14 protein-coding genes are annotated in these 16049 nt (G+C 60.7%); 4 read left to right on the top strand and 10 right to left on the bottom strand.

Features of this window, described 5'->3' with window-relative positions; genetic code table 11:
• The first annotated feature begins 417 nt into the window (after positions 1 to 417).
• Positions 418 to 858 (top strand): hypothetical protein, encoded by a 441-nt coding sequence (locus tag KUV45_RS04385; RefSeq protein WP_222164299.1) that lies wholly within the window; start codon positions 418 to 420, stop codon positions 856 to 858.
• A gap of 226 nt (positions 859 to 1084) precedes the next feature.
• Here the strand turns inward: KUV45_RS04385 and KUV45_RS04390 are convergent, their stop codons facing one another.
• The 8 genes from KUV45_RS04390 to KUV45_RS04425 form a co-directional block, all read right to left on the bottom strand.
• Positions 1085 to 2428, bottom strand: coding sequence for a YjiH family protein (locus tag KUV45_RS04390; protein ID WP_222164300.1), 1344 nt, complete (start codon positions 2426 to 2428; stop codon positions 1085 to 1087).
• A 116-nt stretch (positions 2429 to 2544) separates the two neighbouring features.
• Positions 2545 to 3504 (bottom strand): electron transfer flavoprotein subunit alpha/FixB family protein, encoded by a 960-nt coding sequence (locus KUV45_RS04395; RefSeq protein WP_222164301.1) that lies wholly within the window; start codon positions 3502 to 3504, stop codon positions 2545 to 2547.
• Complete coding sequence (locus KUV45_RS04400) at positions 3501 to 4253, bottom strand: electron transfer flavoprotein subunit beta/FixA family protein (RefSeq protein ID WP_222164302.1); 753 nt, start codon at positions 4251 to 4253, stop codon at positions 3501 to 3503. Before KUV45_RS04400 ends, KUV45_RS04395 begins: the two co-directional genes overlap by 4 nt.
• 23 nt (positions 4254 to 4276) lie before the next feature.
• A complete protein-coding gene (locus tag KUV45_RS04405; RefSeq protein WP_222164303.1) occupies positions 4277 to 5410 on the bottom strand; it encodes an acyl-CoA dehydrogenase family protein in 1134 nt (377 codons plus the stop codon).
• Entirely contained in the window at positions 5407 to 6534 is a 1128-nt protein-coding gene (locus tag KUV45_RS04410) for a CaiB/BaiF CoA-transferase family protein (protein ID WP_222164304.1), read from the bottom strand. The genes KUV45_RS04405 and KUV45_RS04410 overlap by 4 nt, the downstream gene beginning before the upstream one ends.
• Positions 6535 to 6933: 399 nt before the next feature.
• Positions 6934 to 7641 carry a histidine utilization repressor gene (gene hutC / locus KUV45_RS04415; protein WP_222164305.1) on the bottom strand — a complete coding sequence of 236 codons (708 nt, stop codon included), beginning with the start codon at positions 7639 to 7641 and terminating at the stop codon, positions 6934 to 6936.
• 113 nt (positions 7642 to 7754) lie between these two features.
• Positions 7755 to 8312: a hypothetical protein gene (locus tag KUV45_RS04420; RefSeq protein WP_222164306.1), complete on the bottom strand. Its 558-nt coding sequence runs from the start codon at positions 8310 to 8312 to the stop codon at positions 7755 to 7757.
• Positions 8313 to 8550: 238 nt separating this feature from the next.
• Positions 8551 to 9405, bottom strand: coding sequence for an alpha/beta hydrolase fold domain-containing protein (locus tag KUV45_RS04425; protein WP_222164307.1), 855 nt, complete (start codon positions 9403 to 9405; stop codon positions 8551 to 8553).
• 162 nt (positions 9406 to 9567) lie between these two features.
• Here KUV45_RS04425 and KUV45_RS04430 point away from each other — a divergent pair, with 162 nt between their 5' ends.
• Together KUV45_RS04430 and KUV45_RS04435 are read left to right on the top strand one after the other, a co-directional pair.
• Positions 9568 to 10464 carry a glycine betaine ABC transporter substrate-binding protein gene (locus tag KUV45_RS04430; RefSeq protein WP_206944797.1) on the top strand — a complete coding sequence of 299 codons (897 nt, stop codon included), beginning with the start codon at positions 9568 to 9570 and terminating at the stop codon, positions 10462 to 10464.
• 213 nt (positions 10465 to 10677) lie between these two features.
• On the top strand, positions 10678 to 11691 hold the full coding sequence (locus tag KUV45_RS04435) for a zinc-binding alcohol dehydrogenase family protein (RefSeq protein WP_222164308.1): 1014 nt from the start codon (positions 10678 to 10680) through the stop codon (positions 11689 to 11691).
• A 209-nt stretch (positions 11692 to 11900) separates the two neighbouring features.
• Here the strand turns inward: KUV45_RS04435 and nspC are convergent, their stop codons facing one another.
• Positions 11901 to 13076: a carboxynorspermidine decarboxylase gene (gene nspC, locus KUV45_RS04440; RefSeq protein ID WP_224852000.1), complete on the bottom strand. Its 1176-nt coding sequence runs from the start codon at positions 13074 to 13076 to the stop codon at positions 11901 to 11903.
• Positions 13077 to 13079: 3 nt separating this feature from the next.
• Positions 13080 to 14300, bottom strand: a complete 1221-nt coding sequence (locus KUV45_RS04445) for a saccharopine dehydrogenase family protein (protein WP_222164309.1) — start codon at positions 14298 to 14300, stop codon at positions 13080 to 13082.
• 742 nt (positions 14301 to 15042) lie between these two features.
• Between KUV45_RS04445 and KUV45_RS04450 the strand changes: the two genes are divergently transcribed.
• Positions 15043 to 16035, top strand: coding sequence for a DctP family TRAP transporter solute-binding subunit (locus KUV45_RS04450; RefSeq protein ID WP_222164310.1), 993 nt, complete (start codon positions 15043 to 15045; stop codon positions 16033 to 16035).
• Positions 16036 to 16049: the final 14 nt, after the last annotated feature.

Here is a 16049-nt window from a genome sequence, read left to right on the forward strand (position 1 = left end):
GGACAGCAGCGCCTTAAGCGAACTTCAACAGTGCGCGGTTTTCCCCGTTTCTGACTGAAACCTTTGTCGTTCATGAAACCTTTGCCTTTCATGACACGTATCTGTTGCTGGCGAGCGAGCAGCTAACGGCATACCAGCGTGCCCCCGCTGCAGTGCCCCACGCCGATCATAGCGGCGCGAGGGCGTCTTCCGCGAGGGTGAGCGTTGCATGCCTGCCACCTGTTCGCCTCACCACTTCCCTGCTTGGCCGCCCTCCCGGCGGCCTTTTTTATCAAAGGCGCAACGATCAAAGGCACAGCGATCAAAAAAAACCTCGCCGCTGAAACTTTGTGCCCAGAGGCTACGTACCTGACAGTGACTCGGCGCCACACCACGGGCCCGAGAGCCAAAGCCAGTCAACTGCACCAGGAGAGAATGATGTTCAAACAACTGACAGCAAGCATCCTCGTCAGCTCAGCAGTTTTCCTCACCGCTGGCGCCCATGCCGACCATCATGCGGACATGGAAGGATCCCATGATCTTGGCGTGTGGGCAGACGACCAGTCCGTTGCCGAGGGCACCGTGACGGCAGAACGCATCGTTGCCGAAAACAACGGCTGGATGGTCGTTCACCGCACCGATGACAGCCACAAGCCGGGTCCGGTAGTCGGCTACGCTCCGCTCAAGGCTGGCGAGAACACTGACATTGCCGCGATCCTGACCGAGGAAGTGTCCAATGGTGACATGCTGATGCTGATGCTCCACGGCGAAGATGGCGGCAACCAGACCGGCGTCTTCGAGTACACCCTTGGCGCCAGCGAAGATGGCCCGGTCAAGGTAGATGGCAACCTGGTGATGGCCGTCATCACGGCTCAGTAAGCCATCTCGCCAAGGTTCTTGCCCCTACGTAACGCAAGTGTTGGCTTGAACCTGACAACGACGTGCATCAACCAGCGCCCCGCTCTTGTCGAGCGGGGCGCTGGCGTGTTGTGCCAGGCAGGCGCAACGGAAAAAAGGCACCACGGTGATCACCCGTGATGCCAATGGGCACAGCCTATGAGGAGTGACCAAGGTCCAGCGAGACGCCGGACCTCGAAGACCAGGCTTAGAACAACAGGTGAGTGGCCAGCGCCACCATCGGCAAGGCCACCAGGGTACGCAACAGAAACACGACGACCAGATCCAGCACGGTCAGCGGAATCTTGGACTCGAGCATGGCATTGGCACTTTCGGTGAAGAAGATGATCTGCACCGTCGACAGCGTGCAGACAAAGAACACCGCCATGGGGTCGACCTCTGCACCAGAGATGATGATGGCCGGCAGAGCAATCTCGGCGATCGCCACCAGCACGGTAGGCGCAATGGCGCTGGCATCAGGCAGTTGCAGCGCTGAAATCAGCGGCTCGACCACGCTGCCAAGCATGTCGAAGACAGGCGTATAGGTGGCCAGCAGCAGCGCCAGTGTGGCGATGGCCAGAATGTAGGCGACGATTTTCTGGGCGAAGGTAATGGCTTCCCAAACCCCCTTGTAGAACACATCCAGACGGGTCTGTGCGGCGCGCTCGGCTGCCGCGGCACAGGCACGAGCGATAATAGGGGTGTCACTGGTGCTCTGAAGATCTTCAGCCGTCTGCGGGTTACCCGCGAAGTAGACATCGCGCTTGCGCGACAGCGGCGGAATCCTGACCATCAACGCCGCCACGGTGAAGTTGATGACAAAGGACACCAGGATCATGTGGGGCAGATACGCCATGATGCCACCAATGGAGGCCAGCAAGGCAAAGAAGCCCAGGCTGCAGATGCTGAAGTTGGTGGCAATGGCCGCAGATTCACGCTCGGTATAGTGGCCTTCCATGTACAGCTTGTTGGTGATGAAGATGCCCACCGCGGGTGCCGCCACGAAAGACGCCACCGCATCCACCGCAGACTTTCCAGGCAAGCGATAGAGGGGGCGCATCAAGGGTTCCATCAGCGTGCCGACGAACTCCAGAAAACCGAACTCAGTCAGGAAGATGACAAAGAAGCCGGCGATGGTCACAGTCAGGAAGACGCTGCCGCCAAGGTACAAGGCAAGCCCGCCGACGTCCTCGTGCAGAAGCCACTGTGGGCCGACCCCAAACGCCAGCAGCCCAGCGAACACCGCCGCCAGCAGGAAGGTGATGCCGGTCATGGTGCCGTCCTGACGATGATAACGCCGGAGTCCTTCATGCCCGGAAATACGTGACATCAGCCATGTCACACACAGCAGTACGATCAGTCCAAGCGTGATGAAATTCAGCGCTCCCCCCAGGGTCTGCTTCAGCAGGTTGATCATGATGACCAGGGGGATGGTCATCTGTCCGTCACCGTCAGGAAGCGGTAGAAAGAAGATGCCCAGACCGATCAAGCTGCCTGCCAGCGAGATCAGTCCAGCGCTAGATGATGTGGATGCCACCTTGGGATTATTCATGTTGTGTCTCCAGTGGAGGCTGGCAATCAAAAGGTGTCACGGTGTGCGCCCGTGACAGGGCCGGACGACCATGCTCCGGCCCGTCGCTTGGTGCCTGCGTCGTCTGCGCAGACTGTCTAGCGGTGTTGCAAAGCGCTCTCCAACTCCGGCAAGGCCTGGAACAGATCGGCTACCAGGCCGTAGTCGGCCACCTGGAAGATCGGCGCCTCCTCGTCCTTGTTGATGGCCACGATGACCTTGGAATCCTTCATTCCCGCCAGATGCTGGATCGCCCCACTGATGCCGACGGCGATATAGAGCTCGGGCGCGACGATCTTGCCGGTCTGCCCCACCTGCAGGTCGTTGGCCACATAGCCGGCATCGACCGCGGCCCGCGAGGCACCAATGGCCCCGCCAAGGGCATCGGCGATACCGTCGAGCAGAGCGAAGTTGTCGCCACTTCCCATTCCACGACCGCCGGAAATGACGACCCTGGCGGAGCCCAGCTCCGGCCGGTCACTGGCGGCCTGGGACTCACTGACGAAGAGCGAGTGCTCGTTATGAACCGTGACAGGCAGCACCGATACTGGAGCGGTCTGGTCGCGATTGGCCGCTGCCTCAAAGGCGGTGACCCTGACGGTAATGACCTTGATGGGGTCCAGGCTCTGGACAGTGGCAATGGCATTGCCTGCATAGATCGGCCGCTTGAACGTGTCCTCGTCTATCACCGCCACGATCTCTGAAAGCTGTGCCACGTCCTTGAGCGCCGCCAAACGCGGCAACACGTTCTTGCCCGTGGTCGAGGCCGCTGCCAGTACGTGGGTGTAGCCGTCGGCAAGGGTGACAAGTAGCTCGCCCATAGGCTCGGCGAGTTGATGGTCAAGGACGGATGAATCTGCCAACAGGACCCGACTCACGCCCTCGATGCCGGCAGCGCCTTGCGCCACTTCAGTGACCTGAAGGCCTGCGACCAGAACGTCGATCTCGACGTTGGCGTCCTGCTGGCAGTCCGCGATCTGCCTGGCGGCAGCCACCACCTTGGCAGTGGCCGCAGCGAGTTGTCCCTGATGATGTTCGGCCAGTACGAGTAGCTTCATGAGATCACCTTGGCGTCGTTTCTGAGTCGCTCCACGAGCTCGCTGACCGAGCTCACCTTGATGCCTCCCTGTCGCTCGGCGGGGGGCTCTACCTTGAGCAGCCGCTGGTGAGCCGTCACGACGACCTCCAGCTCCTCCGGCGTCCAGCGATCCAGCGGCTTCTTCTTGGCCTTCATGATGTCCGGAAGCTTGGCGTAGCGTGGCTCATTCAGGCGCAGATCCGCAGTGATGACCGCCGGCAGCGTCAGCTCCAGTGTCTCAAGCCCACCATCGATCTCGCGGGTGACCCGCAGCGCATCACCCTCAACGCTCAGCTGGGAGGCAAAGGTGCCCTGGGGTACGCCCATCAGCGCAGCCAGCATCTGCCCGGTCTGATTGTTGTCCGAGTCGATCGCTTGCTTGCCCAGCAGCACCAGACCAGGTTTTTCCGCTGCGACCACCGCCTGCAGCAGCTTGGCGATGACTAACGCATCAAGCGCCGCCGGGGCATCAACGTGGATGGCTCTGTCGGCTCCCAGCGCCAGTGCGGTACGTAACTGCTCCTGGACCGCCTGGGGGCCAATGCTTGCCACCACGACCTCACTGGCGACTCCCGCTTCCTTGAGACGAACGGCCTCTTCCACCGCAATTTCACAGAAGGGATTCAAGGCCATCTTGACGTTGCTGAGGTCAACATCGGAGTGGTCCGGTTTGACCCGGATCTTGACGTTGTAATCGATGACGCGTTTCACCGCGACGAGGATTTTCATGGTGATACCTCCTTGTTCGGGTGTTACGCCGTGATGGCTCGACCGATGATGATCTTCTGGATTTCCGAGGTGCCCTCGAAGATCCGCGTAATGCGCGCATCGCGGTAATAGCGCTCGATCGGCAGATCGCTGATGTAGCCATACCCGCCATGTACCTGCACCGCGGCATCGGTCACCTTGGCCGCAGCCTCGGACGCCACCAGTTTGGCTACCGCGGACTCTAGGCTGAAGCGCTGCCCGGAATCACGTGCATCCGCCGCCTTGTAGGTGACCAGCCGTGCCGCCTCCAACTGGGCATGCATCTCGGCCAACATCCACTGAATGCCCTGGTGGCGGCCCAGCGGCTTGCCTGCGATGATGCGTTCCTTCGACCAGGCGATGGAGGCGTCATAGGCAGCTCGGGCAATCCCCACGCTCATCGCCGCCACTTCAACACGTCCTCGGTCCAGCACTTCCATGGCGGTCGCGAATCCCGCGCCCTCCTCCCCCATCAGGGCGTCATCGGGAAGCACACAGTCAAAGCCGATCTCGTAGATGTGGCTGCCGCGCAGACCAAGGGTCTTTTCTGGGCTGGAGAAGCTGATCCCGGGCGTATGACGATCTACCAGGAAGGCCGAGATACCGCGATGTCCCTGGTCAGGGTCGGTCTTGGCGTAGACCACCAGGAAATCGGCGAAGGCGCCATTGGTGATGTAGTGCTTGGTGCCAGTCAGATGCCAGCCGTCAGCGGTGCGCACCGCGCGGGTTCGCATCTCGGCAGGATTGGAACCGGCACCGGGTTCGGTCAGCGCGAAGGCGCCGAGTTTCTCACCGCTTGCGCACAGCGGCAGCAGCGCCTGCCGCTGTGCCTCGGTGGCACCGATCAGTACCGAGTCGGTGGCGAGAAAGTGCGCCGTCAGCGACGAGCAGGTCGCCGCACAGTGGTAGGCAATTTCTTCCACTGCCAGGGACATGCCAATACTGGAGATATCGACACCACCGTACTCGGAAGGCAGGTTCATGCTCCAGAAGCCCAGCTCGCCCAGGGCACGCAGGCTCTCCTGGCAGAATTCCCGGGTCTCGTCGTAACGGGCTGCATGGGTCTTCAGCACATCGGCGCAGACGCGATGGGCGGCATCCTGAAACGCGATATCGTCTTCATTGAAGGTAAAGTTCATGCGTCAATCTCCTGATCGAGGTCCACGGTGTGCTGACCGAGCGTCGGCGCGGGGCGATGGCAGACGACCCGCTGACCATTGAAGAAAACCGGCTGGGCGGGGGACTTCCACTGCCCCATGTCGAGTAACAGCTGGCGATCCTCGGCATGCTGTGATTCGGCAAGCTGGGCAATGTCCCAGATGGGGGAAGCGGGAACCCCTGCTTCATCTAGACGCGAACAGACGTCTTTCACCGAGTAGTGACGTGTCCAGCGTTCGATCTCGGCCTTGAGTGCGGCCTGATGGATGCAACGCTGCTCGTCATTGGCAAAGCGCGGATCGGTCAACAGCTCAGGGGCTTCCATGCACTCGGCAAGGCGGGCAAACAGCGGGTTATTGATGACGGCGATAATCACCTGGCCATCGCTGGCCTCGAAGCTATCGAACGGAGCGGACAGCGGATGACGGTTGCCGATAGGCGCAGGCGTGGGGCCACCAGCGATGAACTGCGCCAGATTGGTGACCTGCATGGCAAACAGACAATCGAGCATCGACACGTCAAGGTGACAGCCAAGGCGTTCTCCATCCCGCTCCCGTGCAAACAGGGCGGCACAGATTGACCAGCTCGCAAACATGCCAGCACAGACATCTCCCAGCGATTCGCCAATCCGCGTGGGGTGTCCTCCCTCGGGACCGGTGGCCGCCATCAGTCCCGACAGTGCTTGCGCAATGATGTCGTAGGCGGGCTTTGACCGCATGCTGCCCGTCTGACCAAAGCCCGAGATCGAGCAGTAGATCAGCGACGGAAAGCGCTCACCCAGACTCTTCTCGTCAATACCCAGGCGCTCGGTCACGCCCGGACGGAAGTTTTCCACCAGTACGTCCGCCCCTTCGCATAAAGTGAAGAAACGCTCGCGATCGGTGGCATCCTTGAGGTCCAGACATACACTCTTCTTGCCGCGATTGAGCATCGAGAAGTACAGGCTTTCCCCCTGGACATAGGGCGCAATGTGACGACTGTCATCACCATGGCCCGACTCGACCTTGATGACGTCCGCCCCCAGGTCCGCCAGCATCGCGGTGCAATAGGGCCCCGCCAGCACCCTCGACAGATCAAGAATGGTGACCCCTTCCAATGGCTTCATCGTGCCAGTCCTCCAGCGTCTTGTTATTGAGACGTGGCACGACGATCTCGACGAGCCACACAATATGTATATACATATCTTGGTCGTCATAAAAGCCTGAGGCACAGCGACAATATTTTGCCAACTCGCAAAAAAGTAAAGAAATCCTTGTTTTTACTATCAAACTAAATATTCAGGCAGGGGCTAAAAGTAGACTAAAGTCAAAGGAAGAACAGGCGAAGATGGCTTGGTAGGCACAAATTGGTATATACATCTTGATACACCGACCCATTCTGTACCGAGACGCCATCACCTGGACGCTACCCGTGAAGGGCGAGCGTGAAGCGACCGCATGGCGGGACAATCGGCACGGCGGATGAGGAAGCAGCGCAGAGCAGCATCAAAGGTTTGGCCGTGCCATCAACCGTGGCGGGAGGTGTTCAGCTTGTAGCGATGTCCAGGATGGAGAAGCTGGGTATAGCTGATAAGAAGCTCTCCTGACCAGGTACGACGCACGACCAGCAGGCAGGCCTGATGAGGCGGGATCTCGAGTAGACGCGTTTCTTCAGCCGTCGGATTGATCGCTTCGACGCTGTTTTCCACGTCGGTGACGGGGTAGCGCGCGACCAGGATGGCGTTTGGGGTCTGCCGCGTGAAATCGTGCTTGAGGTAGTCCGGTGCCAGTCGAGGATTGACGTGGCGTCGCTCGAGCTGAATGGCCACGCCATCTTCCCGATGCAGAATCTCGGAGTAGAACACCATGGTCCCAGTCTTCACGCCAAGGAAGACCGCCACCTCCTCAGACGCCTCCACCTCCTCGAGCGCGATGATGTCACTGGAGTGCTCGCCACCTCGCGAGCGAATTTCGTCAGCAATATTGCGAATATCGAACAGGGACGACTCGGACTTGCGCTGGCTGACATAGGTGCCAGAGCCGACGCGTCTGACCAGCAGACCGCTCTGCACCAGGTCCCTGATGGCCTTGTTGGCGGTCATCCGGCTGACACCGAACTCCCGAGCGAGCGCATTTTCGGCGGGAATGCGATCGCCAGCAGAAAAGATCCCTTCTTCGATATGAGATAGCAAATGCTCCTTGATTCTGGCGTAACCAGGCCGCTTGCTGACCATGAGGGATCCTTTTACTGGCACAAGGGGCCCAAGTGTAGCCACGGCCCTTACCCCAGGGAAGCAGGTAAACGACACCTCACTCGATAAAGCCCGCCACGGCACCGAGAATTCCGTTACAGCATCGCCCCGCGTTCGGTGGCCACTTCGGCATCGGCCGGCTCCGATCTCGTCGATGGCGGACAGGTATCGACGATAACGTCGATTCCGGCCCACACCCCTTGCCAGGAGTATGTCATGACGCCCTGATACCCCGTCGTACCATCGCAAAAACGGATATCAAAATCGGCGATGTGCTGCTCGACATATAGCCTGAGCTGTTCCGAGCCAAAGCTTCCGGGATCGTCATGATTCTCTAGAAAATAGGCGGTTCCAGCACCGCCAAACAGCGACAACACGCCATTGTCCGTGTACTCGTAGAAGAGCAGGGAATAGGGGCTCCTGCGGTAAGCTTGCTCGTTGCCGACAAACTCGACCGACATCCTTTCCATGGCCTTGTGGCGCACACTTTGATAGAGCGCCTGTCGGTCGCTGGCCGGATGTCTGACCAGGTAGAGATTGGGGGTGACCTTGGACTGGACAAAGGTCATTGGACGAACGGTATCGACCGCCCTCGGGCCCACTACCGCCAGCACGCCCAGTCCGACCAGGCCAGCGACCCTCCATCGTCTCATGCTGTTCACGTGGCACTTACCTCGATATCACCAAAGCGACGGTTCGAATGGCAGAGAGGGTCAGTCGAAGCGATGTTGCGCGCCTTGCCTTGCGCTCGAGCGCTTCTCATAGGCACCCGTTCAACCCTACACCCATTTCGCCCTATGTCTCTTCCATCCTACCCCCATTCAAACCCTGCGGCGGATACCCGCCCGGACGAGGCTTCCGCAGGAGTTGTCGCGCTCCCGCGCGCGCTCCTTACCGGCCGTCCCCGTCGGCCTCGATGGATTCACCGAGCCTGGAGCAGAAACGCCCCCAGGCCAGCTGCAGGGACGGCAGCCAGGGAAGGCCATGCAACGCGCTGTGCACCATGCCGTTAGCGATTTCCAGTGATACCTGCGCCGAGGTGCGAGACCATTGCGCTACGGCGCCTTCTATCATTGCCGTCAGCGGATCATGCTCGGCCGCCAGCACATGCATATGCTGCGATGGCGGCAGGTACCCATCATGGGCGGGAACCGTTGCCGCGACCATCGTCCACAACGCCAGGACGTCATCGCGGCTCAGCAGCGGCGCGTCTGCCCCCAAGAGAGACGCCTGTGGCGTGCCGACCACCGGATAGATCAACCCCAGCGGCGGCACGCCGGTGCCCTCCCGAGCCAGTGTCGCCGCCGCATCCAGAACCAGCCGACCTCCAGCGCTGTCCCCCACCGCGGCGACAGGATCACAGGCCTGCCACACGCCGAGCACGTCCGATAGAGCGTCACTGTAGGACGACTCGGGCAACAGGCGGTAGTCAACGCTGACCACTTCCCGGCTCAGGGCCTGCACCAGGGCTTCAGCGACGCCACGGTGGCTGCGGCTGGACCCCAGCGTCCAGCCGCCACCATGGGCGTACACTACGACGCCACCGCCCTGGCGCGGGCCGTCCCGTGGCCATAGCCTGGTCACCGGCACCCCGGCAATGGTGGTGGCCTCGTCGGCGATGGTGGCACTGTTCAGCTGAAAGCTCTGGCACAGACGCTCGTAGCCACACCGGGCGTCAACGGGGGGCATCCCTTGGAGTCCGCAGAGTCCCTGCCGATAGCGGTTGATGAACGCTTCAATTTCCATAAGGCCTTCCGTAGGCAGATGTGCCACATCATGGTAGCGATGTCTCGGCGTGCCAGGCATTTACATCGGCAATCGCCCCCATTGCGAAGACTCGTACCCAGTCCCTTGGCAGCCTGTCGACTTGGGCTAGAATCAAGGCTCAATTTCCAGCCGGACGTCAGAATGCCGTTACAACACTTCGCTAAAACAACAATTACCACGGGCCTGTTCGCCCTCCTGACCGCCACCGCCCAGGCCGACGATGAGATCGTGGTCGGCGGCAAGAACTTCACCGAACAGCAGATCATCTCGAGCATGACCGCCCAGTACCTGGAGCATCTGGGTTACGACGTGGACAAACGCGCCGGCATGGGATCCGCGGTGCTGCGGCAGGCACAGGAAAACGGCCAGGTGGACGTCTACTGGGAGTACACCGGCACCTCGCTGATCGTCTTCAATGGCGTTGACGAAAAGCTGGACGCCCAGGCGACCTATGATCGCGTCAAGGCCCTGGACGCCGACAAGGGGCTGGCCTGGCTTGAGCCTTCCGGCGTCAACAACACCTATGCCATCGCCATGCGTGAGGCCGATGCCGAGGCCATGGACATCACCAGCATTTCGGACATGGCGTCGGCGATCAACGCAGGCGAAGAGCTGCTGTTTGCCTCCAATGCCGAATTCTATGCGCGCCCCGATGGACTGCGTCCGATGCAGGACATCTACGGCTTTCAGTTCGACCGCTCCGATATCAAGCGCATGGATACGGGCCTGACCTATACCGCCCTCAGAGACGACCAGGTCGACATCGCCATGGTCACGACTACCGATGGACGAGTGTCGGCCTTCGACCTGCGTATTCTTGACGATGACAAGGGCTTCTTCCCGCCCTATGCCATGACTCCCGTGGTGCGCCAGGAAGCGCTGGACACCCACCCAGAGCTGGCGGCCCAGCTGAATGCACTTGCCGCCACGCTAGACGATGACGTCATGACGCGACTCAACGAGCAGGTGGACGTCAACCGCGACGTCGTGGAAACCGTCGCCGAGCAGTTTCTCGCCGACCAGGGATTGATCGACTGATCGCATCTCCCGGCCACCGTGCCGATCGGGGCCGCCGCAATGCCAAGATGCCCCCTGCTTCTCACGTCGTGAAGCAGGGGGCACCGCCAGACTGTCGTTGCGTCGATTGTCCTTACATCCCGAAAAGAGTGTTTCGCGTTTGACGGTGTTCGGAATATCCATAGCAGGCTAAGGTGTTGCTCATATCCCAATCCCCACTGTTATGGAGATCCCATGAAAGCTATCGGTTACTACGCCCCAGGCCCCATCGATCGCGACGACGCCCTGGTGGATCTCGCGCAAGAGGTGCCTCAGGCCAGCGGGCACGACGTGCTGGTCAAGGTCGAGGCCGTTTCGGTCAATCCCGTCGACGTCAAAATCCGCCAGTCACGAGCGCCCGAGCAAGGCCTGGCCGCGGTGATCGGCTGGGATGCAGTCGGAGAGGTGGTGGCTGTCGGCGACAAGGCAACCTCTGTCCAAGTGGGCGACCGAGTGTGGTACGCCGGGGATATTTCTCGCCCGGGCACGAACAGTGAGTACCACCTGGTGGACGCACGCATCGTCAGCAAGGCACCCGGCTCCATCGACAACGCGGCCGCCGCTGCCCTGCCCCTCACCGCTCTGACCGCCTTTGAGATGCTGTTTGATCGGCTCAAGATCAACGACCCGGTCCCCGGCGCCGCTCGCGCAGTGCTGGTCATCGGCGGGGCCGGCGGCGTCGGCTCGATCACTATCCAGCTGCTGCGCGCACTGACCGACTACACCGTCATTGCCACGGCGTCACGGCCAGAAACCCAGGAATGGGTGAAGGAGCTGGGGGCCCACCATGTCATCGATCACCATCAACCGCTGCCGGCACAGATCGATGCCCTTGGCCTCGGCGCTCCCGCTTTTGTGTTCTCGACCAATGCCTCAGAGGGCTACGTGCCCCAGATAGCAGAACTGATTGCGCCCCAGGGTCGCTTTGGCTTGATCGACGATCCGGCCTCCCTCGACGTGGTGCCGTTCAAGCCCAAGGCGGTGTCCATCCACTGGGAGCTGATGTTCACCCGCCCGCTGTTTTCCACGGCCGACATCGCCCGCCAGGGAGAAATTCTCGCCAAGGTGGCGCACCTGATCGATACCGGGCACCTTCGCTCCACCGCTACTGAGTCCTTTGGCACCATCAACGCCGCCAACCTCAAACGTGCCCATGCCCTGATCCAGAGCGGCCGGGCCAAGGGTAAGGTCGTGCTCGAAGGTTTCTAGGCGGTCCCTCTTGATAGCCACCCTGGCCTAGCTGCCCTGACCTAGCCGCCCTGGCCTAGCTGGCCATCGAGGCGCCAACAGAAAACGCCCGCCCCGCTCGGTCTTGCCGAACGGGGCGGGCGTCATGTGGGGCGACGACGCTGCGATCAAGACGGCGCAGCTTACGTCGTCAACTCAGCATCGCCAGCTCAGCCTTTCCTGTTTGAACCTCAGGACAGGCGTTCGCGGAAGTCCTGGTAGCCAAACTCGCGGATGACCTGCAGGGCTCCGGTGTCCGAGTTCCACACCGCGATGGCCGGCAGACGCGTGCCATTGAAGGTGGTGGTCTTGACCATGGTGTAGTGCGCCATGTCCTTGAACACCAGCTTCTGCCCTATCTCGAGAGGGGCATCGAAGCTGTAGTCACCGATCACATCACCGGCCAGGCAGGTCAAGCCTCCCAAACGATAGGTGTGAGCCCGCTCACCAGGCTCCCCTGCCCCCAGCAGACCAGGCCGATAGGGCATTTCCAGCACGTCCGGCATGTGACAGGTGGCAGAGGTATCGAGAATCGCCTGATCGAGAGTATTGAAGGTGGTATCCAGTACCGTGGTGACCAGCACGCCGGACCCAATCGCCACCGCTTCGCCTGGCTCAAGGTAAACCTGAACCTGGTGACGCTCTGCGAAAGCGCGAATGCAGCGCACCAGGTCGTCGCGCTGGTAGTCGGGCCGGGTGATGTGGTGGCCACCACCGAAGTTCACCCACTCCATGCGACCAAGCAGGTGGCCGAAGCGCTCTTCCACCGCCGCCAGCGTTCGCTCGAGCGGCGGGAAATCCTGCTCGCACAGGGTGTGAAAATGCAGACCGGTGATGCCATCCAGGGTCGCTTCATCCAGCTCCGACAGCACAATACCCAGACGCGAGCCGGGAGCACAGGGATCATAGATCGGCACATCGCCCTCGGAGTGCTCCGGATTGATGCGCAAGCCGAACTTGATCCCAGGCCGCTGCTCCAGCGCTGCCTGCACCAGCGGCTGCGCGCGCTGCCACTGCGCGCAGCTGTTGAACACCACATGATCAGCGATCTTCAGGATCTCGATCAGATCGGCCTCGCTGTAGGCAGCACCAAAGACATGCACTTCGCCTTCGTAGTGCTCATGGCCCAGCAGGGCTTCATGCAGACCACTGGCACAGGTGCCGCTCAGGTAGCGCGACACCAGCGGCGCGAAATGCCACATGCTGAAGGCCTTGAGCGCTGACAGCACCTTGGCCCCGCTGGCGTCGGCCACCTCGGCGAGAATCCGCAGGTTGCGCTCCACCGCCACCTCATCCACCACATAGCAGGGAGATGGCAGCGCGCGGGTATCGAGCCGCGAGATATCCGTGAACTGAAGGATCTCCACGCCTTACAGGTCCTCCCCCTTCTGTACGTCAAGACGGAAGGAGGGATCCAGCTCGACCACTTTCCACGGCAGACCGTAGGCATTCATGTCGGCCATGAACGGATCGGGATCGCACTGTTCCATGTTCCACACACCGGGACGCTTCCAGTGACCCTCGAGGATCATCTTGGCGCCAATCATCGCAGGCACACCGGTCGTGTAGGAAATGGCCTGGGACTGGACTTCGGCATAGCAAGCCTCGTGGTCACAGATGTTATACAGGTACATGACCTTTTCCTGGCCGTCCTTCTTGCCGCGGACGACGGTGCCGATGCAGGTCTTGCCCTTGGTGCGCGGTCCCAGGGTGGAAGGGTCGGGCAGCAGCTTGGCAAGGAACTGGATAGGCACAATTTCCTGGCCGTTATAGTCGACCGGCTCGATCCCCGTCATACCGACGTTCTTCAGCACTTCAAGGTGCTTGAGATAGCTGTCACCAAAGCTCATCCAGAACTGAGCCCGCTTGAGGCTCGGGAAGTGCTTCGAGAGCGACTCAAGCTCCTCGTGATAGAGACGGTAGATGTTGTAGTCACCGACCTCTTCAGGGCAGCTGAAACGCGCCATCTTGGACATCGGCGGGGTAGTGACGAACTCGCCATTCTCATAGTGACGACACTCGGCACTGACCTCCCGGATGTTGATCTCCGGGTTGAAGTTGGTGGCGAAGGGATAACCATGATCGCCGCCATTGACATCGATGATGTCCAGCTCTTCGATCTCGTCGAAATAGTGCTTGGCGAGATAGGCGGTGAACATGTTGGTGGCGCCCGGATCGAAGCCGCTGCCCAGCAGAGCCGTCAGCCCCGCCTGCTGGAAGCGCTCCTGATAGGCCCACTGCCACTTATACTCGAACTTGGCGGTATCAAGGGGTTCGTAATTGGCCGTGTCGAGGTAGTGAACACCCGCTGCCAGGCAGGCATCCATGATGCTCAGGTCCTGATAAGGCAGGGCGACATTGATGACCAGCTCGGGCTTTTCTGCCTCGAGCAACGCCGTCAGTTCAGCCACGTTGTCGGCATCGACCTGGGCCGTGCGGATGGGGCGCGGCAGCTGCTCGGCGATAGCCTTGCACTTGGACTCGGTGCGACTGGCCAACAGGATATCGGTAAACACCGAGTCCAGCTGGGCACACTTGTGGGCGACGACACTGCCGACACCGCCGGCACCAATGATGATCACTTTCGACATGTTGATACGCTCCCGCCTGAATACAACGATCCATCCACAGACAATAGAGAGGATGGATAGACCTGTTGAGCAGCCCTTCTCGACAGACTCCCTGACTCGCTCCTCCGAGCAAGCCAGCGGGCCCGACCCGTGACGTGGACTCGCTTAATGGGCCCGGTTGAGGTGCTTGGCGCCTCGCCCACAGGGCACGTCCTCGAGACATGCCCCTACCCTACTACCGGACGGCGCATGCTAACCACATTTGCCAGCTCATGCCACGGCTTTTCGCACCGAAAAGTGACCCCCGCCAGGGCCGTCCTCAGTGTAGTCAATCAGCACCCTATGACAGCTTGACGATGGCTTCGCTTTTCCCTTCTTCCACCACCCCGAACCGCCCCTTGCCAGCGCCTGTCTATCCCCCGGACTGACCGCCCGGACTGACTGCTCTGACTGACCATTCTGAGCGACTGCCCTGTTCGACCGTCATCGGGCCCTTCCATAGCCCACACCCAATACCCTCATCCGCGACAGCCGCACCATGATTCCGAAAAATTAAAGACTACGTATTCACTCGGCACTACTAAAGTATATTTACTTTATTTTCATACGCTTAAAAACAAAAAACAAAGGCATAAAAACTTTAATGTTGAATACGTATTCCCAAGCCTTTAAAAGTGATTCCCCTTGCTGCCCGTCACACAGACACGCCTCCCGGCAGCGGCCGCCCCACCCCAGGGCATCACAACGATAACAGGAGAGCATCATGCGCCAATTCAACTCCCTTCCTTTCCGCCTCACCGTCCTGACCGCCGCCATCGGGCTGTCCAGCGCAGCCTTCGCCCAGCAGGAGCGGACCATCGATGTCAGCCTGCCGCTGGGACCCGACTCCCAGCAGGGCATCGGCGTGCTCAAGTTCGGAGAGGAGCTGGAGCGTCTGTCGGAAGGCCGGCTGACCATCGAGCCCCACTATGACAATGCGCTGGGGGCCGAGCGTGAAGTCATCGAGGGGATGGGGCTTGGCATCATCGATGCAGGCATCGCGTCGACCGGCCCCATGGGCGGCTTTGTCGATGAATTCCTGCTGTTCGACCTGCCCTACATCTTTGAGGATCACGGGCATGCTTATGCCTTCCTCGACAGCGAACACGGTGACCAGCTGGCCCAACTCGCCGAAGACCAGATGAACGTCAAGTTCCTGGCGTGGATGGAGAATGGCTTCCGTCACAACACCAATTCCGTGCGCGCGCTGGAGCAGCCCAGCGACCTGGAAGGTATCAACCACCGCACGCAGGAAAGCCGCGTGCAGGTTGATACCTGGGAAGCGCTGGGCGCCAACGCCACGCCAATGGCGTGGACCGAGGTCTACACAGCGCTGCAACAGGGCGTCATGGACAGCCAGGAAAACCCTCTGGCCACCATCTACGACGTCAATTTCTACGAGGTTCAGGATTACCTGAACATCACCCAGCACGTCTATTCACCGGCGCCGCTGATGATGAGCCTGGACCTGTTCAACTCCTTCAGCGAAGACGACCAGGCCCTGATTCTGGAGGCCGCTCAAATCGCACTGCCGGTTCAGCGGGAAGCCAGCCAGGAGCTGGAACAACGCTACAAGGGCGAGTTGGCTGAGCTGGGCATGACGGTCACCGAACCTGACCTGGCGCCCTTCCGCGAGGCCGTGCGTCCGGTTATCGCCAAGTGGGGCCCGACCGTCGGCGAAGACCTGGTCGACGCGGCCATCAACTTCGAGCACTGAGTACCCGGCCCCCT

This window comes from Halomonas sp. DP3Y7-2 (assembly GCF_019800795.1).
Classification (GTDB): domain Bacteria; phylum Pseudomonadota; class Gammaproteobacteria; order Pseudomonadales; family Halomonadaceae; genus Halomonas; species Halomonas litopenaei_A.